Origin of the sequence: Brachyspira pilosicoli, from assembly GCF_036997485.1 — a bacterium.
Classification (GTDB): domain Bacteria; phylum Spirochaetota; class Brachyspiria; order Brachyspirales; family Brachyspiraceae; genus Brachyspira; species Brachyspira pilosicoli_C.
Genome location: NZ_JAWLPU010000001.1, coordinates 1,084,205 through 1,104,820 on the forward strand (window position 1 = coordinate 1,084,205; position 20,616 = coordinate 1,104,820).

Consider the following 20,616-nt stretch of genomic DNA (forward strand, 5'->3'; position numbering starts at 1 on the left):
ATTTTATATATTACTAATTATAATATAATAAAATATTTGTTATATTGTATATGCTTTTTTCCAAATATTATTAAGTTTATCTTGCAAAATAAGAGAAGATGCATTTATTATATATATAAAACTAAAAGGTATAACTCTTAAAATAGCAAAAATTCTATCAATATCATCATCTATATAATTAGCACTTATAGCAAAAATAATAGCACTAAATATTATATTTAAAAATAAAGCAATAAAAATAACAATATCTATTAAAACTATCATAACCGTTTTATCTTCAGTATTATTCATACCGACTTGAGCAGGTATTTCTTTATAAACTATCTTACCATATTTGTAATACCAATACTTAAAATAAAGTCCGCAAGTAAAAAATCCCAACAATACTTCAATCAAAGGGTTAATATCTTCTTTACCTGTGAAATCTTTTATTTCTTTTGAAGTTTTATATATCCAATAATAATAAAATAATCCACAGCTGGCTATATTTAGCATAAGAAGCATAGGAATTTGTAAAACAGTACCTTTTTTCATAAATACATATTTATAAACTGCTAATTATTCATTAAAAAAAGCTTTATATAAAGCATTAATGGCCTTATTTAAATCTTTCTCTTTTACACCTATCATAATACTAGCTTCACTAATACTTTGGTTAAGCATTTCAATATTAACATTAGCTTTTTCAATAGCATTCATAGCCTTAGCAGATATACCAACAACCTCCTGCATACCCTCTCCAACAAGCATTATTAAAGCCAATTCATTATCAAAAAATACATTATCTACATTAAGCTCATCACGAACTCTTTCATAAATGCGTTTCTCTTTCTCTTCTGTTAAAGTAGAGCCTCTAACTATTACAGATATATTATCTATTCCAGAAGGAGCGTGCTGATATGGTATTCCTTCATCTTCTATTATTCCTAATAATTTTCTTCCAAAGCCAACTTCTCTATTCATAAGATATTTACTAACATAAAGACAAGAGAAATCAGATTCTCCAGAAATGCCAACCACAGGATTCTTTAATTTATCTCTTTTTGCAACTATTTTAGTTCCTTTTGATGCTGTGTTATTAGTATTAAGTATATGAACAGGTATGTTAGCCTCATAAACAGGCTGGAGTGCCTCTGCATGAAGAACATTAAAACCGCCATAGCTAAGTTCTCTCATCTCTCTATATGTAAACTCATCTATAAGTTTAGGATTATCCACTATACTAGGAGAGGCAGCCAAAACACCATCTACATCAGTAAAGTTTTCATATACTTCAGCATTTACGGCTTTAGCAAGTATGGAGCCTGTAATATCGCTTCCGCCTCTTGGGAAAGTTACAACATCACCTTTCTTAGTATATCCAAAAAATCCCGGGAAAACTACTATAGCACTTTCATCTTTTAATTTGGAAAGATTATTGTAAGAGACATCGAGTACAGTAGCATTTCCAAACTCTTCAGATAATAATAATCCAGCATCTTTAGGGTTAACATATTTGGCTTCTACTCCCAAACTATTGATATATGAAGCTACCACTTTAGCATTAATATCTTCTCCAAGTGCTTTAACTCCATCTGTAAACTTTGTAGGGATACTTTTATCTTCTGATATTCTTTTTTTTATGTCACTGTCAATCTCTTCTAAAAGTGAATGGGATAGGCCTAAATCATCTATTATATTTTTAAATCTTTCTAAGATTATTTTTAATTCATGATTACCATCTTTTCCAGCAAGTATTGCATCGGCAAGTGCTATAAGCAAATCTGTAACTTTAGTATCTTCTTTCACTCTTTTACCTGGTGCAGAAACTACAACTATTCTTCTATCTTTATCAGATAAAATTATATCTACAACTTTTTTTATTTGTACAGCATTAGCAAGCGAAGAGCCCCCGAATTTTGCAACTTTCATAATATACTCCATAAAAATACAAAATATTTCTACATATAATAACATAAATATATTTTTTATTCAATTATCAGAGTATAAAATTAATTAAAATAGTAAATTTTATATTAAAAAATTATTATTTTTTGAAATTTAGTTATGTTTTTTTATAAAGATAGTTATATAAAGTGATATATAGGCACTATAAAAAATAGTTATAAAATTAATTAAAATAAATAAAAGCTCTGCGACAAATATCAACAGAGCTTTTTTAATATTTAATAATTGTTTAAATTTTAAGAAATCAAACTTTTAACAGCATCACGTCCTGCATTCAAAGCCTTTTCATTTCCAGGCAAAAACTCTTTTTTTCTCTCACCAAATACTTTTAAGAAAGCTTGTTGAATACTGTCAAAAGAAACAATATTCTGAAGTGTAAGCAAAGCACCAAGCATAACCATATTAGCAGCCTTAGGGTTACCAATATCTCCTGCTATCTTATTAGCTTCCACATAAGCAACGCGAACATCATTTCTTGAAGCTTTTTTTTCTATTAGAGAAGAGTTAATAAGAAGAACTCCATTAGGAAGAACATCTTTTTCAAATTTAGTTAAAGAAGGTAGGTTCATTATCACAGCAGCAGTAGCATCATGTGAAACAATAGGAGAGCCAACAAGTTCATCACTCACAACCACAGAACAGTTAGCCGTACCTCCGCGCATCTCAGGTCCATAAGAAGGACACCAAGTAACATGCTTATTTTCTATCATACCTGCATAAGCAATCATCTGTCCCATAGACATAACACCCTGCCCGCCAAAACCAGCAAAAATTAATCTTTCTGTACTCATATATGGATACCTCCTTATTTTTTAACCATCATTTCTAAAATTGCCAAGCGGATAATGAGGAATTAAATAATCTCTTATCCATTTATGTGCATCGGTTGGAGATATGCCCCAGTTAGTAGTACAGCTTGTAAGCATTTCTACTATAGAGAATCCCTTTCCAGCAATCTGATTTTCAAAAGCCTTTTTAGTAGCCATTTTAGCCTTTCTAATATTTGCCGGACTATCCAAAGCAACTCTCTCAACAAAAGTAGCTCCTTCAATAGTAGCAAGCATCTCACAAACTCTTATAGGCTTGCCAGCTCTGTGAAAATCTCTTCCAGCTTGAGTGGTAGTAGTTTTTTGACCTTCAAGAGTTGTAGGAGCCATCTGTCCGCCGGTCATACCATAAATAGCATTATTTAGGAAAATAACAGTGATGTTTTCACCGCGTGCTGCAGCATGCACTATCTCAGCAGTGCCAATAGCAGCTAAATCTCCATCGCCTTGAAGCGTAAACACCACGCTGTCTGGAACAGCTCTCTTTACTCCAGTAGCAACAGCAGGAGCCCTTCCATGTGCCGCTTGCTGCGTATCGCAATTAAAATATTTATAAGCAAGTACAGAACATCCTACAGAAGCTATACCAACAGCCCTGTCTAATACTCCCAGTTCCTCTAAGCATTCGGCTATTATTCTTTGTGATGTCCCATGCATACAACCTGGGCAATAATGTGTCCTGCTATCAGTAAGCCCCTTAGATTTTTCAAATACTATCATAAAATACCTCCTGCAAACTCTCTAACATGCTCTATAATCTCATAAGCTGCAGGAACTAATCCGCCAGCTTTACCAAAAAACTTAACAGGCGCTTTACATTCAATAGCAAGCTTAATATCATCAATCATCTGCCCCATACTCATCTCTACAGAAACATATAATTTACAATTAGGATTATTAAATGCTTTTACAGGGAAAGGCCATAAAGTTTGCGGGCGAATCATGCCTACTTTTTTGCCTTCAGCTCTGAATGTATCAACAACGCCCCTCACAACCCTAGACATAGTGCCGTAAGAAACAAGTATAACATCTGCATCATCTGTTTTATAATTTTCAGCTCTTGCTTCTTTTTCTTTTATTTCGTTATATTTTTCTTGAAGATGTATGTTATGTTGATAAAGTAATTCAGGCTCTAAATAAAGTGAATTAACAATGTTTTTTTCTCTTTTTCCTCTTGTTCCATTAGCAGCCCAAGTTTTCTCTTTTAATTCATATTTAGGTTTATATATAATTTCTACAGGCTCCATCATCTGCCCAATAAATCCATCAGCAGCCACATAAACAGGTGTTCTATAATGGTCAGCCATATCAAAAGCTTCCATAATCATGTCTGCTGCTTCTTGTAAATTTGCAGGAGCTAAAACAGGGCAATTATAATCACCGTCTCCGCCGCCTCTAGTCATCATATTATAATCACTCTGAGCAGGCTGTATGCTTCCAAGACCTGGACCGCCGCGCATAACATTAAGTATAACAGCAGGAATCTCGGCTCCAGCTAAATATGATATACCCTCCTGTTTTAAAGCTATTCCAGGTGATGATGATGATGTCATAGCACGCACGCCAGCTCCACCAGCACCATAAACCATATTAATAGCAGCTATTTCGCTTTCTGCTTGTACAAAAGCTCCTCCTGACTCATACATAGCTTTAGACATAAATTCTGGTATCTCATTTTGCGGTGTAATAGGATATCCAAAAAAACATTTGCATCCAGCAGCAATAGCCGCAGCAGCCATAGCCTCATTACCTTTCATCAAACTTCTAGCCATTATTTACCCTCCTTCTTCTCATCAAGTCTCTCTACTTTTATACATATATCTGGGCACATCATGGCACAGTTAGCACAGCCTATACATTTATCCATATCTGTAACCGCTGCAGGATAATACCCCCAAGAATTCATATTCTCCTTATCTAAATATAATATCTTGGTAGGACATACAGATACGCAATTTGAACAACCCTTGCATTGTTCGCTATCAATAATAACACGACCTTTAGCCATATTACCTCCATTATTTTTTAAAAAAATTATAATAATTGACTATACTTTTAATACAAAATTTATTTACCTATAATTAGTATATTAAAAAAATAATGTTTGTCAAAATATTGAATATTATTTTAAGCGATTAATAAAAATTTATGAATGATAATATATAACTATTAATTATAGTAATAAATATCTAATTATTAGTCTATTAGTGAATTAAAATATTTGTTTTCTCTAAATATGTCTTCTGATATAACTCTTTGAGCATAATTATATTTATATGATAAACTATTTTTATTAACTTCTATACGTTTTATATTACCATAACTATTACTATAAAAACCGTTGTAAAAACTTATAATATTATCAGTATTTTCTTTAAATAAAAGTGATATTAAACTATTTGTATAATCAAGCTTAGTATTAACAGCTATAAACATAGGAATATTTTCCGGAGGGAATCCATCTTCCAATTTGTAAGGTCCGTCTTGTCCATTCCATATAAGAAGCGGGTTTACTGTATATGAACTTAAAAACGATAATTTTATGCTTTCATCTATAGAAGAGTTGTATATAATATTTTTTAGATATGGATATAAATGGTCATGCTTAAATATGATTATGGCATCTGGGTATTTCTCTAATATAATATCTTTTGTTTTTATTATATCTATTGCCGTCATTGCTGAGTTTTCAAGAGTTTCTACCAAAACAGCTCTATTTTTTTTGTCTATTTTTCTCATGAATCTTTGATTGTTTGAAACAAAATTTAAATCATTTTTTATATGTGTATTAGCATGACCTAAAAATGTAAAGCCTGTAACAAAAACACTACCTTCTGAAATATTATTTTTAATATAGTTTTTTATATTTGTAATCCCTAAATTAAATACTGTTTTTTCAACTCCAATATCAGGAAACAATTTATCTAAATAATAAGTAACTCCAGATTCCTCTAAAGCTATTACTTTGTACCCTTTATCTCTAAACAAAAATGGAAGAGTTTTAGTGATGATAGTAGAATCAGGCTTTTTTGGAAATATAGGCGAACTGCCTGTTAAGCCAGACAACCTTGCAAATAAACTTCCATTTCCATCATTAGGACCAACTTTAGATGAAGCTTTAGCCCACTTTCTATATTCCTCTGGAAAAGGATCTTTGTCAAACAAACTTTCAAAATGGCTATAATCATAAAAAGATTCTAAATATATTAAAAATACGCTTCTATTTGTAACTGTATTGTTGCTATATGGCATTATTAATTCTGATACATCTATGTTTCTTTCGCTTAATAAATTAATAGCATCTCTTACATCATTAAGATTACATTCTATATTATTATATTCTCTATCAAAAGATATTCTATGGCTTATTGTGTTTATTATTCCTTTGCTATTTGCTATATCAAAATAATTCGCATAAATAGAATTAATCTTTACAGGTCTAAAAAATGATAAGTATGTTGTTAATATAACAATCACTATTAAAGAAATAGATTTTACTCTTTTTATTTTATACATCTTATATAATCTATATATAAAATATAAAGCAAAAGCTATAAGCAAAGAAAAATAAAGCACAGTAGCAGATATAGTGATAATTTGCAAATATAATGGTACAACTTCTATTAATGATGGGTATAAATCAGGCATATCTGTAAAAAACAAAGGTTTTGTAACTACGGAAATACCCAAAGGCTCTATACTAAAAAAAGAGAATACTGAAACTACAACAAAAGAATATGATATTATAAGCCTCTTTTTAGGGTTAATATAATCACATATATTATATGCTATTACAGAAAACCAATAAACATATATTATATCAATTACATGAAACTCGAAATTTCCTAAAGACATAAATGGAAATAAAAAATCTATTAATAAAAAATACAATATTAATATTATAAAAAAGGAAATAAAATAAAAGTTATTTTTCATATTTATTATACACTATTATCTAAACACTATTATACTATATTTTGAAGATTATATATTAAAATATTTTTTATTCAATATATGTAAATTAATTATGAAATATTTTGCTTAAAAACTCTTTAATTCTTTCATTATTTTGATTATTAAAGAAGTTTTCAGAATTATCCATAGCAATGATTTTGCCTCTATCCATGAATGCTATATTTGTAGAAAGCTCTTTTACAAAACTAATCTCGTGGCTTACAATAATCATAGTCATTTTTTCTTCGGCAAGTCCTTTAAGTACGGTTAAAACCTCGCCTATAAGTTCAGGGTCCAAGGCGGAAGTAGGCTCATCGCATAAAAGTACCTCAGGCTTCATTGCTAAAGCTCTTGCTATTGCAACACGCTGCTTTTGACCTCCGGAAAGTTCACTCGGGTAACTGTCTCTTTTATCTTTAAGACCAACCATATCGAGTAACTTTAACCCTTCTTCTATTGCTTCATCTTTGTTTTGTTTCTTTACAATGATTGGTGCTTCTATAATATTTTCTAAAGCTGTTTTGTGGTGAAACAAATTAAAGTGCTGAAATATCATTCCTATCTTTTCTTTTCTCTTTATAAAATCTTCTTTAGAGATAGTAAGGTTATTTGAAAACAAAGGTTCATTATCTATATAAACTTCTCCAGAATCAGGCCTATCTATTTGTATAATATTTCTAAGAAGAGAACTCTTTCCCGCACCAGATGGACCTATAATAGAAACTATATCTCCTTTATTTACTGTAAAGCTTACACCATTAACTGCAGCAGAATCTTTATATCTCTTTTTTAAGTCAACAACTTTTAAATTAGCTTCTAATGACATATTTCTTCTCCAAATTTCTAAAAAGAACAACTATAACAAATGTAAACAACAAATATATTATTCCTGCTATTACAAAAGGTATAAGTTTAAAATCTCTAGTTAAAACTTGTCTTGCATAAAGCATTAAGTCGCCTATTCCAAGAACTATTACTAATGATGTATCTTTTATTAGGTTAATAGCTTCATTTGAAAGAGGAGGCAATACTTTTCTTATAGCCTGCGGAAGTATGATCCTTGTCATTATTTGTCTGTAATTCAAATTAAGTACATAAGCTGCCTCATATTGTCCTTTATCTATACTCTCTATACCCGCTCTAAATATCTCCATAAGATAAGCTGCATAATTAAGAATAAAAGTAATAGCTGCAGAGGTAAATGCTGGAAAAGCTATTTTATTGTTGGTGATAAGAGGAATACCATAATAAAAAAATATTAGCTGGAGTATTAAAGGAGTACCCCTAAAAAGCCAAGCATAAATATCAAAAACATATCTAATAAATTTGGGCGCACTAAATTGTAATGCCGCAAAAATGATAGATAATGGCATTGAGAATATAGCAGTAACTAAATAAAGGCTTATTGTAACATATGTGCCTTTCAATAAATAAATGGTTGTAGATATTATGTATTCCATATAACAAAACTTTATAATAAAAAATATTTATAGTAATACTATTAATAATAGTATAATGCTATTATTAAAAATAATCAATACATTTATTAAAATACTATTAATAAAAATATTAATATAACTTTTTTATTACATATTAATTTGATTTTTGATAAAAAAATATTATTATATAACTATAAACTTTTATGAGGGTTAATTTATGTATAAAATATCACAATTAGAAGAATTATTAAAGAACAGTAAGCTTGATGAGCAATTTTCTAATATATATGGCAATGATGATAAAACTATTAAGGAAGCATATTTGAGATTAACTTCTGCATTAAATCATTTTAAAACTATAGATAATAGTGAAGATGTTCATATATTTAGTGCTTCAGGAAGGACAGAATTATCTGGGAATCATACAGATCATAATAATGGTTGTGTATTGACAGCTTCAATTAATTTAGATAAATTAGCGGTAGTATCAAAAAGAAATGATGAAAAAATAGTTATTTATACTGATTATTCTGATAATCCTAACTATATAAATATAAATGAATTAAATATTAATAAAAATGAATATGGTAAATCTAGTGCTTTGATTAGAGGCGTATGTGCGCGTATAAAAGAAATGGGATATAAATTAGGAGGTTTTACTGCTTCTATTTCAAATAAAGTTTTGATGGGAAGCGGCCTTAGCTCTTCTGCAAGTTTTGAATCTTTAGTTGGCGAGATAATAAATTCTCTTTATAACGAAGATAAAATAGAAAAAACAGATATTGCCAAAATAGGGCAGTATTCAGAAAATAAATATTTTGGAAAACCTTGCGGACTTATGGATCAGATGGGCTGTTCTATTGGCGGTATTATGGCTATAGACTTTAAAGACAATAATAATCCTAAGTTAGAAAAAGTGGAATATGATTTTGAAAAGGTTGGTTATGCTCTTATGATAGTTGATGCTAAGGGGGATCATAGTTCTCTTACTAATGAGTATGCTGCTATAAGAGAAGAGATGAATTTAGTTGCTAGATATTTTTCTAAAGAAGTGTGCCGTGATATTACAAAAGAACAGTTATTAGAAAATGCTTCAAACATAAGAAAAGAGATTGGAGACAGGGCTTTTTTAAGAGCTTATCATTTTATTACAGAAAATGAAAGAGTAGAAGAACAAATAAATGCTTTAAAAGAAAATAACATAAAGAAGTATCTTGAACTTATGAATGAATCTGGGCTTTCTAGTTTCATGTATCTTCAAAATTGTTATTCTATTACAAGTTCTAAAAATATGGGGGTTGCTTTGGCAATTGCTATGACTAAAGATTTCTTGCATGGTGATGGAGCTTCAAGAGTGCATGGCGGAGGTTTTGCAGGAACTATTCAGGCTTTAATACCATTAGATAGAGTAAAAGAGTATACAGATTTTATGGACAGTATATTTGGTAAGGGTTCTGCTGTAAAAATTAGAATAAGACAAAGTCCTGTTTGCGAGATTTGAAATACTATAATATATTTATAGATTTTTTATGCTTATTAAAAAGGTTTTATAAATTATTTATAATAATTTTATATTTTGTTAATATTTTTATAAACTAATATATAGTTTAAATATCTTATTACAGTGTATGAGCTGCAGCAAAAAATGATATAAAATTAGCTGCAAACAAAGGGCGAAAAATATTTTTACAAAATTTAATTTTTTAGTATTATATTGTAATATTTAAATATGGATAACTAAAGTATGAGAAGAAAAATAATAATATTAATAATATTTTTGAGCATATTTTTGTCTTCTTGTATTATTAATTTAAGCAGTTCTTCATTTTTTCCAACAGGCAGAACATATACAGGAGGTTGGTCTGGGTATTTGTATGGAACAGATAATATACATGGTTATTCTATTATAAGAATTGCTTCTGATGGTACTATGCAATTTAAAAATCAATATAATCTTACTATAGATTTTTATAGATATGATATTGAATATAAGAATATTCTTGGAAATGATGTATATGAGGCAAGTAAATATGTATACAATAATGGAGATAGTGTTACTTATTATTTAACTATGGAATTTGTGAAGAGCAGTTTTAATGAGAGTATTTATATAGCTAATGTTATGTTGGTGGAGAAAAGAAATATTATGAATGATAAAATATATAGCGGTACTTTTAATAAATATTAATTAATTTTGAAGGTTATGATAATTATATGTCAAATCATATAGGCAAAGATCTCACAGAATCAAAAGTCTCTTCTACACTTATAACACTCTTGATACCAATACTGTTATCAAACACATTGAATGTTGTTTATAACATAGTAGATAGTATATGGATAGGTAATATTATAGGACCTCTTGGACTTTCTGCAGTTGCTGTGAGTTTTCCAATAACACTTATGATGGGCTCTTTTGCTTTTGGGGTAAATATGGCTAATGGGGTTATAGTATCTCAATATTATGGTGCTAAAGATTATGATACAGTTGGCCATGTAATAAAGGTATCTACCACTTTGGGAGTTATTATACTTTTTACCGTGGGTTCATTAATGTTTATATTTGCTAAGAAAATATTAATAATAATGAACACCCCAAAAGATGCTTTAGGTATGGCTGTTATTTATTTGAGAATAACTATAGTAGGTTTGCCGTTTGCTTATTCTTATTTTTTCATATCTTCTATACTTAGAGCTGTTGGCGATAGCGTGAGACCTTTAATATTTTTGATAGTATCGTCTATTGTTAATATTATATTAGACCCCATATTAATAAAAGGATTTTTTATAATTCCAGCAATGGGGCTTAAGGGGGCTGCTATTGCTACTGTAATATCTCAATGTATTTCTGTGTTAATAAGTACATCATACTTAAGAATAAAAAATAGTTTTATAAGGATTAATCCTTTTATATTTACATTTGATATTAATATAACCAAAAAGATAATGAAATTAGCAATTCCAATTTCATCAAATCAATTTATAGTAGCTTTCGGCTGGCTTATAATAACAAGGCTTATAAGCAGTTTTGGAGATGCTGCAAGTGCTACGGTTGCTATAGTAAATAGGGTAGAGTCCTTATTTATTATGCCTATAGGAGCTTTGGGAAATGCTGTTATGACAATGTCTGCACAAAACATTGGAGCTAATAAATTAGACAGAGTAAAAGAAATTTTTAAAAATGGCATTGTTATTGGCATTATTATCTCTTCTGTGATGAGCATATTTTCTATACTTAATCCTCACTTGCTAATTAATATGTTTACAAAAGATTTAGAAGTTTTTGAATATTCTAAAAGCTATATTTATACTATAATGCCTATATTTATATTTTATTCTATTATGTTTGTATGCAATGGTGTAATTAATGGAGCTGGCAAAACTATAGTAATAATGATTTTTAGCACTTCTACTACGCTTATTTTAAGAACTATATTAGCTTATGCATTATCAGGAAAGTTTGCACTTGTTGGTATATGGGCATCTATGGGTATTTGCTATATAATAAATACTTTGTTTAGTTTATATTATTATAAATCTAATAAATGGCAGAAAAACTCAAATATTACACGAGAATAATAATAATACTTTATTCTATAAAGATTAATTTTTTAGTATAAGGTATTTGGAATTTCATATTTTGTATTGTAAAAGTTAAAGTAATTTTAGCAGTACAATTAAAGCTTTTATTTTTTATGCTTCCAAAGGCTGTAGTAAATACATCAATATATTTAGCATTAAACTCCATATCAATATCTTCTGATTGTTTTGAAGGTATTTTTAGAGTTTGAACAGTATTAGCAGTTGCAAAGACTTTATTGTCTGAATTGATTAATTCTACATCTATTCTATCTAATGGAAGTTCAAAAGGAAAATTATTTTTTATATTTAGAAGCACATCTAAAGTAATATCTTTAAAAGTTATGCTGGCAATAGAAGCTTCTTTTACTTTTATATCTGGTTTATTTTCTTCTATATATTCTCTTGTAATTTCTTTTGCTGTATTTTGTAATGTTTCGCATGAAGATAATATAAATAATAAAGATATTAATACGATAGAGATTTTTTTCATAGATTGAACTTCCTTATATTCATTTTTTGTTATTCAGCTTAAAAAATCTATTTTTATTAAATTATATATAATTTATAATAGTATTGCAACTTTTGTATATTAAGATTTCATATTTAAATTTATTTTTTATGATATGTTAATAATATTTAATAAAAATTTTTACTATACTTAAAAAAGTTAATAAAATTTTATTATTATAGTATTGACATTATTTTTATTTGTATTATATTGAGTTTCATTAAAAAAATAATGCAATAGCTCGAGTAATGGATATTCTTTGCAGGTGTATCTGTTGACTAAGAAAGGCTTATTATTAATTATAATTAGCTAGAACGAAAAAAACCCTATGCGGGTAAGCGACGAGTAAACTGCGTTTTATACGTTAACATGTATATACGTAATTTTACGGAGGCTATTGTAAATATACGCATAGGGGGTCGTGTGATGGGCGATAATATTATCGTATCTTTAAAAAATATCAATGTATCTTATGGTGAAAATACCATACTTGAAAATCTCAATTTAGACATAAAAGACAAAGAGTTTCTCACTCTCTTAGGACCTTCAGGCTGCGGTAAAACAACTATACTTAGAACTATAGCTGGTTTTGTTAAGCCAGATTCTGGAGAGGTATTATTTGACGGCAAGGTGATAAATAATACTCAGCCATACAAAAGGGAAGTAAATACTGTTTTTCAAAGATATGCTTTGTTTCCGCATCTTAATGTGTTTGAAAATATTGCTTTTGGTCTTAATCTCAAAAAGGTTCCTAAAGCAGAAATTAAAGATAGAGTTCATCAAATGCTAAAGATGGTGAACTTAGAGAATTATGGAAATAGAAATATCAATAATTTATCAGGCGGTCAGCAGCAGAGGGTAGCTATTGCAAGGGCCTTAATAAACAAGCCTAGAGTTTTACTTCTTGATGAGCCTTTGGGGGCGTTGGATTTAAAACTTAGAAAAGAGATGCAAATAGAGCTTAAAAAAATTCAGCAGTCATTAGAGATTACTTTTGTATATGTTACTCATGACCAAGAAGAAGCTTTAACTATGAGCGATACAGTGGCAGTTATGAAAGACGGAGAGATACTTCAGATTGGCACTCCGCAGGATATATACAATGAACCAAAAAATGCATTCATAGCAGATTTTATTGGAGAGAGCAATATTATAGATGGTATTATGCATGAAGATTATTTGGTTGAGTTTGCTGGTTATGTATTTAATTGTGTTGATAAGGGTTTTGAAAAGTTAGAGAAAGTTGATGTTGTTATTCGCCCTGAAGATATAATAGTAGTTCCTGCAGAAGATGCTAATATATCTGGACTTGTGGAATCTGCTATATTTAAAGGTGTTCATTATGAGATGATACTCGATGCTCATGGTTATAAATGGATTATACATTCTACAGAAAAATGGGAAGCTGGTACAGAGATTGGCATTGATGTGGCTAAAGAAAATATTCATATAATGAAAAGAGAGGAAGAGGAGGTACTTTTATGAAAACAAAAATACCTGCTATACCTTATCTTATTTGGACTTTAGTTTTTATATTAGTACCTTTGGTTTTGGTTATATATTTTGCTTTTACTAATCAGAGAGGCGATTTTACTATAAAAAATTTTGCAGATGTTTCTACATTTGCCCCTGTTATAATGCGTTCTGTTATGCTTGCTTTTGTGTCTACTTTGGTATGTTTGATACTTGCTTATCCATTATCTTATTATATATCAAGACAAAACAAAACAGTTCAGCATGCTTTAATAATGCTTGTAATGCTTCCTATGTGGATGAACTTTTTATTGAGAACTTATGCTTGGATGACTATATTAGAACAAAATGGTTTAATTAACAAGGCTTTAATTTTTTTCGGACTTTCACCTGTAAAACTTATAAACACTCAATGGGCTGTGCTTATAGGAATGATATATAACTATTTGCCTTTTATGATACTTCCTCTATATTCTGTAATGACAAAGATACATAAAAGTTTAATAGAGGCTTCTCAAGATTTGGGTGCTAATTCTTTTAATGTATTTACAAAAGTTGTTTTTCCTTTAAGTTTGCCTGGTATGGCTTCTGGTGTTACTATGGTATTTGTTGCAGCAGTAAGTACATTTGTAATTTCTCGTATGCTTGGTGGTGGTTCAAACATACTTATAGGTGATTTGATAGAGATGCAATTTTTAGGAATGTCTTATAATCCTAATTTGGGTTCTGCTATTAGTTTGGTTTTAATAGTGATTTCATTATGTGCTATACTTCTTATGCAGCAAATTGATGATGATGACGATGTGGAGGGTATGCTATTATGATAAAAAAAATACTCTCTAGAACATATATTGCTTTTATATTTTTATTTTTATATGCTCCTATAGCTATATTAATATTTTTCTCTTTCAATAAAGCAAGAGGACGAGGTGTTTTTACAGGGTTTACTTTAGAATGGTATAATAGACTTTTTTCAAATGATTTGATATTAACTTCTTTTTTAAACACAATTATAGTAGCTGCTGTTTCATCTGTACTTGCTACAATTATAGGAACTATGGCTGCTATTGGAATAAGTTCTTTTAACAAAAAAGTGAAAAGTGCTATTATGGGGGTTACATACATATCTATAATTAACCCTGAAATAGTAACTGGTGTTTCATTAATGCTTTTATTTGTAATAATGAAATTAAAATTCGGCTTTACAACTTTGATACTTGCTCATATTACTTTTAATATACCTTATGTAATATTGAATGTTCTTCCAAAATTAAGACAGCAAGACAGCAGTTTATATGAAGCGGCATTAGATTTGGGATGCACTCCAACTTTAGCTTTTTGGAAGGTTGTAATTCCTGATATATTTCCAGGTATTATAGCAGGTTTTTTAATGGCACTCACTTATTCTTTAGATGATTTTGTTGTTAGTTATTTTACTTCTGGAATCACTTCGCAAACTCTTCCTATAACAATTTATTCTATGACTAGAAAAAGGGTAAGTCCGGAAATTAATGCTATATCTACTGTAATATTTACTATAGTACTTATCACTTTAGTAGTTATTAATATTAAAGAGATAAAGAAAGAAAAATATTTAACGCAGCTCAAAAGAAAATTTAATAAAAATAATTAATAGTTAAAAGGAGAATAACAAAAAATGAAAAAATTATTTTTTAGTTTTGCATTAGTTTCTATGTGTTTTTATTCATTGAATGCACAGACACTTGATACTAGCAAGCTCGATTTAAATTATTATCAGAAGTTTAAAGATAAAAATATGTCTTTAAACGTATACAACTGGGGTGAGTATATATCTGATGGTTCTGATGAATCTATGGATATTAATAAAGAGTTTGAAGAGCTTACAGGTATAAAAGTAAATTATTCAACTTTTGCTTCAAATGAAGAGCTTTATGTAAAATTAAAAGTTGGAGGTATTGCTTATGATATAATAATACCTTCAGATTATATGATAGCAAAATTGATAAAAGAAAAACTTGTACAAAAGATAAATTTCAATAATATACCAGCTGCAAAAAATATAGATAGCAGATTTTATAAACAACTCTATGACCCAACAGGCGAATATTCTATAGCATATACTTGGGGAGTAAATGGAATAATATATAATACAAAAAAAGTAACAGAAGATATAGTAGATTGGAATATACTTTTTAATGATAAATATAAAGGTCAAATACTTATGTATTATAATCCAAGAGATGCTTTTGGAGTAGCACAGGCTTATTTAAATTATTCATTAAACACTACTAATGAAATGGAATTAAGAGAGACTGCAAGAATATTAAAAGAGCAAAAACCTTTAGTTCAGGCTTATGTAATGGACGAAATATATGACAAAATGGAATCAGGAGAAGCTGCTATAGGGGTTTATTATGCTGGAGATTCTCTTTCTATGATAGACAATAATCCTGATTTAAAATTTGTTATACCAGAGAAGGGAGCTAATTTATTTGTAGATGCTATATGTATACCTTCAAATGCTCAAAATGTTGAGGCTGCTGAGCTTTATATAAATTTCTTATGCGAGGCAGAAGTTGCTTTAGCTAATATAGAATATATTAATTACGGCTCTCCTAATAATGCTGCTATAGAGATTATGAGCGAAGAGGTAAAAAATAATCCTTTAATATATCCTCCAGCAGAAGTTCTTGACAATTGCGAAGTTTATATAACATTACCAGATGAAACAAACTTACTTATGGAAGAGCTTTGGAATGAGATATTATCAGATGATTCAACTTACGGCGGTTGGGTTGTTCCTATATCTTTGATTGTAGTTGTAGCTTTATGTGTAGCTATAATAGTCTTGAGAAAGAAGAAGAGAAGAGAAAATTAATAATTATTTTCATAGAAAACAAAAGCATGTATTTTGATGTACATGCTTTTTTATTGCATTTTTATTTTATAAATATAACTATTTTAAAATCTATTCACAAAGATTAATTATTATATATTGTATAAATTATGATTTTAGTGTGTAAAATTGCAGTCTTTTTGGTTCTTTGTGCCAATACCGAAGGCACTTCCTACGGTCGCAAAAGAACTGGGGGTGCTGCACGGTGTGTGCTTCGCAAGGGGCTAGTCCCCGCAAATATTAAAATAAAAAATATATTTTTTAGGAACTTAAAAAAATTTAGTATATCTTTATAAGAAACAACTATATTTTGTTATATAAGTTTATTTTATTCAACTTTTTCCCGCCTTCGTACCAATACCTAAAGATACTTCTTTCAGTCGCAGGCACTTCTTTCGGTCGCGGTGCGGACTTCGTAAAAGTTTTCGACCTTCGGGCACGCTTTGCGAAAGTGCAAATACTTTAATTTTATATGTTTGGAATATAAATAAAATAAAATATAAGATAATACCTGTATTTTAGTTTAAGAAATGCAGTCCTTTTGCTTCTTTGGGTCACCAAAAGAAGTGGGGTGCGGGGCAAAGCCCTGCAAATAATTAAAATAAAAAAGTTAAAAATTATTAGTGCATATTAAAACTATTATTTTTTATCAACTTTTTCCCGCCGCAAAAAGTTGCAAAAAGTGCAAGTATTGTTATTCTATATGTTAATAATATATATAAAATATTAGATAGAAGTGTGTCCTTATTAAATCACATTATGCCCATCTTCTTTCTTTGCGATAACTTAAATCCATAAGCATCATGACCTGGATAAAGTAACGTATCATCTGGAAGTTTGTATATAATATTTGTTATGCTGTTTTCAAGCTCTGCATAATTTCCTGTAGCTAAATCGTATCTTCCTATTCCATAAGCAAATATAGTATCTCCGCAAAATAAATGACCTTCTGTATAATAGCAAACTCCTCCTTTTGTGTGCCCTGGAGTATGTATTACCTTAAACTCTTTGTCTTTTAATTTGAAAGTATCCCCATCATTAAACTTTATTTCTGGACTTTGGCATTTAATTCCTTTTCCAAAATATCCGCTTGCATTTAATTCAGCATCTTGAAAGAAGTCATAATCATCTTTATGTACAGCATGTTTTGTATCTTTATAAATAGTTCTTATATCATCAGCACCAGACATATGGTCAAAGTGCCCATGTGTAAATAATACATTAATAAGTTTTTTGCCTTCTAATAGTTTTGTATAATCATCATATCCAAATGAGAGTTTAGCAATATCTATTATAATAGCTTCATCTTCTACAGAAACTATATAAGAGTTCATTCCATACATATTTGTATTAATACAGCTTACTTTTAATTCACTCATTATTTTACTCCATAATTTTTTTATTTAGATTTATAATCAGTTAAATATATATCTATATTATCAAACATTCCAGTAATAGAATTATATTTTATTATTTTTCTTGAATCATCATTTTCTTCTATATATGCTCCCATTTTTGGAAGGAATATAGAAAAAGGTATGCCTTCAATTTTTACTTCCATCTCATAAGCATTTTTTTGATTATTATTAACGTCTATTTTTTTTATTCCATTATATACAACATAGGCTCTAATTTTACTGTCTGGGCTTGATGTTGGCATAATGATACTCATTTGATTGGTAGAACCTATTGGATAAGCCCTTGCAATTTGATATATTCCATACATAGAAAATATTGCTAAACTTCCAGAATTATTTGCATAATTTATTTTATTTCTTATATCAAATGTATATTCAGTATTTCCAAACTCATAATAATCTATGTTTTTAGCATAAACTGTACGCATATTTTTTAAATCTATTGTGGAGTAAGTTTCTGACTTTCTTACATTAGTTAAAAAACTTTCTTTTAATTTAAAAGGGTCTTTTAATTTATTTGTTACATTTCCTCTAATATAAGTTTCTTTTATATTCCAGTAATTTTTATCAATAGAGGTTTCTGTGTATATAATTATTGCTTTATCTTTTTTTGAAGATATTCCTTTGTAGGTAAAATATTCATTTTTAGGTAAATTTTTTATGTTTGTATATGAGTAATATTGTGCATTTAGAATATTAAATGTAAATACTGCAAAAATAATTATTAATTTTTTCATTGCTATATAATAAACTTAATAGTACAAATTTCAATATACAAAATAGAAAAATATTTACTCCATTACCGCACGCAGAGTGTGTTTTAATATATAAGTTGATTAATAATGATAATTTTTTTTATAAATAAAATATATCTACCGTGCGTTAAACATAATTATAATAACTAATAAAAGCTTGGGCGGGTTTTGCATTTTTTAATGAAACAATAAGAAAAAGTTTATTTATTATTTAAAAATGAAGCAAAAAATATATAGGGTGGGGGATGTAAATAAAATTTATTATATTTAATTGACATATAATAAAAAAGTATTATACTATGTAAAATCAAAATATTTTATACTTATATAAGTTCATAATACGGTTGAACGCTCTACCAATTACCAAAAAATAATTGACTATAAGTTTTTATATCATCATAAAAATAAATGGAGGAATAAAAATATGTCAAGTATTTTTATCAAAAATATTTCTTCTATAGTTACTTGCGATAACAATGATACGGTTCATAACTACACTAATCTACTAATAGAAAATGAAGTTATAACCTATATTGGCAAAGAAGAAAAAAAAGCTGATAAAGTTATTGATGCTTCAGGCTGCTTTATGTATCCCGGACTTATCAATACACATCATCATTTGTATCAAATATTCAGTAGAAATCTGCCTCAAGTACAAAACATGGAATTATTTGACTGGCTTAGAACTTTATACGAAATTTGGAAAAATATAAATAATGATGTTGTTTATTATAGTTCTATTGCTGCAATGGGTGAATTATTAAAAACAGGCTGTACTACTTGTTTTGATCATCATTATGTGTTTCCAAGTAATAACTCTGAAACATTATTAGATTCTCAGTTTGCTGCTGCTAAAGATTTAGGAATAAGAATGTATGCTTCAAGAGGAAGTATGGATTTAAGCAAAAAAGACGGCGGACTTCCTCCTGATTCTGTTGTTCAGTCATTAGATGAAATTTTAAAAGATTGCCAAAAAGCAGTGGAAAAATACCATGATTCTTCACGCTATTCTATGAATATGGTGGCATTGGCTCCTTGCTCACCTTTTAGCGTTACAGAAGAATTATTAAAGCAATCTGCAATATTAGCAAGAGATTTAAAAGTAAGACTTCATACACATTTATGTGAAACTAAAGATGAAGAAAGATATGTTAAAGAAAAATTTAATATGCGTCCTTTGGAATATATGGAATCTTTAGGCTGGGTTGGTAATGATGTTTGGTATGCTCATGGTATTCACTTCAATGAAAAAGAATTAAAATTTTTAGCTGATACTCAAACAGGAGTAGCACATTGTCCTATATCAAACATGAAGTTAAGTTCTGGAGTTTGCAAAATACCTGAAATGCTTGAATTAGGAGTACCTGTTGGACTTGCTGTTGATGGAAGTGCAAGTAATGACGGATCTAGTTTGCTTGAAGAGATGAGAGTTTGTTATTTACTTCATAGACTTAATTCAAGCGATAAAGCTCCTTCAGCTTATGATATATTAAAAATTGCTACTAATGGAAGTGCAAGAGTTTTAGGCCGTGACGATATAGGAAGTTTGGAAGTGGGTAAGGCAGCTGATTTATTTATGATAGATATGAGAAGATTAGAGATGGTTGGTGCTAACTTTGACCCTAAATCGTTATTCGGTACTATAGGCTGGAAAGGAAATGTTGATTATACTATAGTTAATGGAAAAGTGGTTGTTGAAAAAGGAAGACTAATTACTATAGATGAAGAAAAGATGTACAGACTTGCAGATGATATTGAAAATAAATATTTAGATAAATCTAAATAATAAAAGTATTTATTATCCAACAATTTCTCATATATAATAATAAGCACAG

Annotated in this window: 20 protein-coding genes and 1 riboswitch; of the genes, 8 read left to right on the plus strand and 12 right to left on the minus strand. The window is 29.1% G+C overall.

Features of this window, described 5'->3' with window-relative positions; genetic code table 11:
* Positions 1-39: 39 nt before the first annotated feature.
* The 9 genes from R4I97_RS04890 to R4I97_RS04930 all read right to left on the minus strand — a co-directional run bounded on the left by R4I97_RS04890 (position 40) and on the right by R4I97_RS04930 (position 8,188).
* Positions 40-534, minus strand: coding sequence for a DUF4234 domain-containing protein (locus R4I97_RS04890; RefSeq protein ID WP_335783961.1), 495 nt, complete (start codon positions 532-534; stop codon positions 40-42).
* A 24-nt stretch (positions 535-558) separates the two neighbouring features.
* On the minus strand, positions 559-1,911 hold the full coding sequence (locus R4I97_RS04895) for an aspartate kinase (RefSeq protein WP_335783962.1): 1,353 nt from the start codon (positions 1,909-1,911) through the stop codon (positions 559-561).
* 272 nt (positions 1,912-2,183) lie between these two features.
* On the minus strand, positions 2,184-2,738 hold the full coding sequence (locus tag R4I97_RS04900) for a 2-oxoacid:acceptor oxidoreductase family protein (protein WP_335783963.1): 555 nt from the start codon (positions 2,736-2,738) through the stop codon (positions 2,184-2,186).
* A 21-nt stretch (positions 2,739-2,759) separates the two neighbouring features.
* The gene (locus R4I97_RS04905) at positions 2,760-3,494 is read right to left on the minus strand and encodes a thiamine pyrophosphate-dependent enzyme (RefSeq protein ID WP_335783964.1); all 735 of its coding nucleotides are present in this window, start codon (positions 3,492-3,494) and stop codon (positions 2,760-2,762) included.
* Positions 3,491-4,546, minus strand: coding sequence for a 3-methyl-2-oxobutanoate dehydrogenase subunit VorB (gene vorB / locus R4I97_RS04910; RefSeq protein WP_335783965.1), 1,056 nt, complete (start codon positions 4,544-4,546; stop codon positions 3,491-3,493). Before vorB ends, R4I97_RS04905 begins: the two co-directional genes overlap by 4 nt.
* Positions 4,546-4,782 (minus strand): 4Fe-4S dicluster domain-containing protein, encoded by a 237-nt coding sequence (locus R4I97_RS04915; protein ID WP_295297498.1) that lies wholly within the window; start codon positions 4,780-4,782, stop codon positions 4,546-4,548. Before R4I97_RS04915 ends, vorB begins: the two co-directional genes overlap by 1 nt.
* Before the next feature lie 188 nt (positions 4,783-4,970).
* Positions 4,971-6,710: a sulfatase gene (locus tag R4I97_RS04920; RefSeq protein ID WP_335783966.1), complete on the minus strand. Its 1,740-nt coding sequence runs from the start codon at positions 6,708-6,710 to the stop codon at positions 4,971-4,973.
* Positions 6,711-6,795: 85 nt separating this feature from the next.
* The gene (locus R4I97_RS04925) at positions 6,796-7,554 is read right to left on the minus strand and encodes an amino acid ABC transporter ATP-binding protein (protein ID WP_335783967.1); all 759 of its coding nucleotides are present in this window, start codon (positions 7,552-7,554) and stop codon (positions 6,796-6,798) included.
* The gene (locus R4I97_RS04930) at positions 7,538-8,188 is read right to left on the minus strand and encodes an amino acid ABC transporter permease (RefSeq protein WP_335783968.1); all 651 of its coding nucleotides are present in this window, start codon (positions 8,186-8,188) and stop codon (positions 7,538-7,540) included. The genes R4I97_RS04925 and R4I97_RS04930 overlap by 17 nt, the downstream gene beginning before the upstream one ends.
* 196 nt (positions 8,189-8,384) lie before the next feature.
* On the opposite strand from R4I97_RS04930, the gene R4I97_RS04935 reads away from it, so the two are divergent.
* The 3 genes from R4I97_RS04935 to R4I97_RS04945 all read left to right on the plus strand — a co-directional run bounded on the left by R4I97_RS04935 (position 8,385) and on the right by R4I97_RS04945 (position 11,746).
* Entirely contained in the window at positions 8,385-9,668 is a 1,284-nt protein-coding gene (locus R4I97_RS04935) for a galactokinase (RefSeq protein WP_335783969.1), read from the plus strand.
* A 243-nt stretch (positions 9,669-9,911) separates the two neighbouring features.
* A complete protein-coding gene (locus R4I97_RS04940) occupies positions 9,912-10,355 on the plus strand; it encodes a hypothetical protein (RefSeq protein ID WP_335783970.1) in 444 nt (147 codons plus the stop codon).
* Between the two features lie 26 nt (positions 10,356-10,381).
* The gene (locus tag R4I97_RS04945; RefSeq protein WP_335783971.1) at positions 10,382-11,746 is read left to right on the plus strand and encodes an MATE family efflux transporter; all 1,365 of its coding nucleotides are present in this window, start codon (positions 10,382-10,384) and stop codon (positions 11,744-11,746) included.
* A 10-nt stretch (positions 11,747-11,756) separates the two neighbouring features.
* On the opposite strand, the gene R4I97_RS04950 is transcribed toward R4I97_RS04945, so the two are convergent.
* Positions 11,757-12,239, minus strand: a complete 483-nt coding sequence (locus tag R4I97_RS04950) for an LEA type 2 family protein (RefSeq protein WP_335783972.1) — start codon at positions 12,237-12,239, stop codon at positions 11,757-11,759.
* Positions 12,240-12,683: 444 nt separating this feature from the next.
* Between R4I97_RS04950 and R4I97_RS04955 the strand changes: the two genes are divergently transcribed.
* Genes R4I97_RS04955 through R4I97_RS04970 form a run of 4 tightly spaced genes read left to right on the plus strand, consistent with a single transcriptional unit; the run spans position 12,684 to position 16,590 of the window.
* Positions 12,684-13,742, plus strand: a complete 1,059-nt coding sequence (locus R4I97_RS04955) for an ABC transporter ATP-binding protein (RefSeq protein ID WP_335783973.1) — start codon at positions 12,684-12,686, stop codon at positions 13,740-13,742.
* A complete protein-coding gene (locus tag R4I97_RS04960) occupies positions 13,739-14,554 on the plus strand; it encodes an ABC transporter permease (RefSeq protein WP_013244593.1) in 816 nt (271 codons plus the stop codon). The genes R4I97_RS04955 and R4I97_RS04960 overlap by 4 nt, the downstream gene beginning before the upstream one ends.
* The gene (locus tag R4I97_RS04965; protein ID WP_335783974.1) at positions 14,551-15,363 is read left to right on the plus strand and encodes an ABC transporter permease; all 813 of its coding nucleotides are present in this window, start codon (positions 14,551-14,553) and stop codon (positions 15,361-15,363) included. Before R4I97_RS04960 ends, R4I97_RS04965 begins: the two co-directional genes overlap by 4 nt.
* A 24-nt stretch (positions 15,364-15,387) precedes the next feature.
* Positions 15,388-16,590 carry a spermidine/putrescine ABC transporter substrate-binding protein gene (locus R4I97_RS04970; RefSeq protein WP_335783975.1) on the plus strand — a complete coding sequence of 401 codons (1,203 nt, stop codon included), beginning with the start codon at positions 15,388-15,390 and terminating at the stop codon, positions 16,588-16,590.
* A gap of 770 nt (positions 16,591-17,360) precedes the next feature.
* Here the strand turns inward: R4I97_RS04970 and R4I97_RS04975 are convergent.
* Both R4I97_RS04975 and R4I97_RS04980 read right to left on the minus strand, forming a co-directional pair.
* On the minus strand, positions 17,361-17,987 hold the full coding sequence (locus tag R4I97_RS04975) for an MBL fold metallo-hydrolase (protein WP_335783976.1): 627 nt from the start codon (positions 17,985-17,987) through the stop codon (positions 17,361-17,363).
* Between the two features lie 20 nt (positions 17,988-18,007).
* The gene (locus R4I97_RS04980; RefSeq protein WP_335783977.1) at positions 18,008-18,763 is read right to left on the minus strand and encodes a hypothetical protein; all 756 of its coding nucleotides are present in this window, start codon (positions 18,761-18,763) and stop codon (positions 18,008-18,010) included.
* Between the two features lie 321 nt (positions 18,764-19,084).
* Positions 19,085-19,182, plus strand: a riboswitch (purine riboswitch).
* A 23-nt stretch (positions 19,183-19,205) separates the two neighbouring features.
* Between R4I97_RS04980 and R4I97_RS04985 the strand changes: the two genes are divergently transcribed.
* On the plus strand, positions 19,206-20,567 hold the full coding sequence (locus R4I97_RS04985; protein ID WP_335783978.1) for an 8-oxoguanine deaminase: 1,362 nt from the start codon (positions 19,206-19,208) through the stop codon (positions 20,565-20,567).
* Positions 20,568-20,616 lie beyond the last annotated feature (49 nt).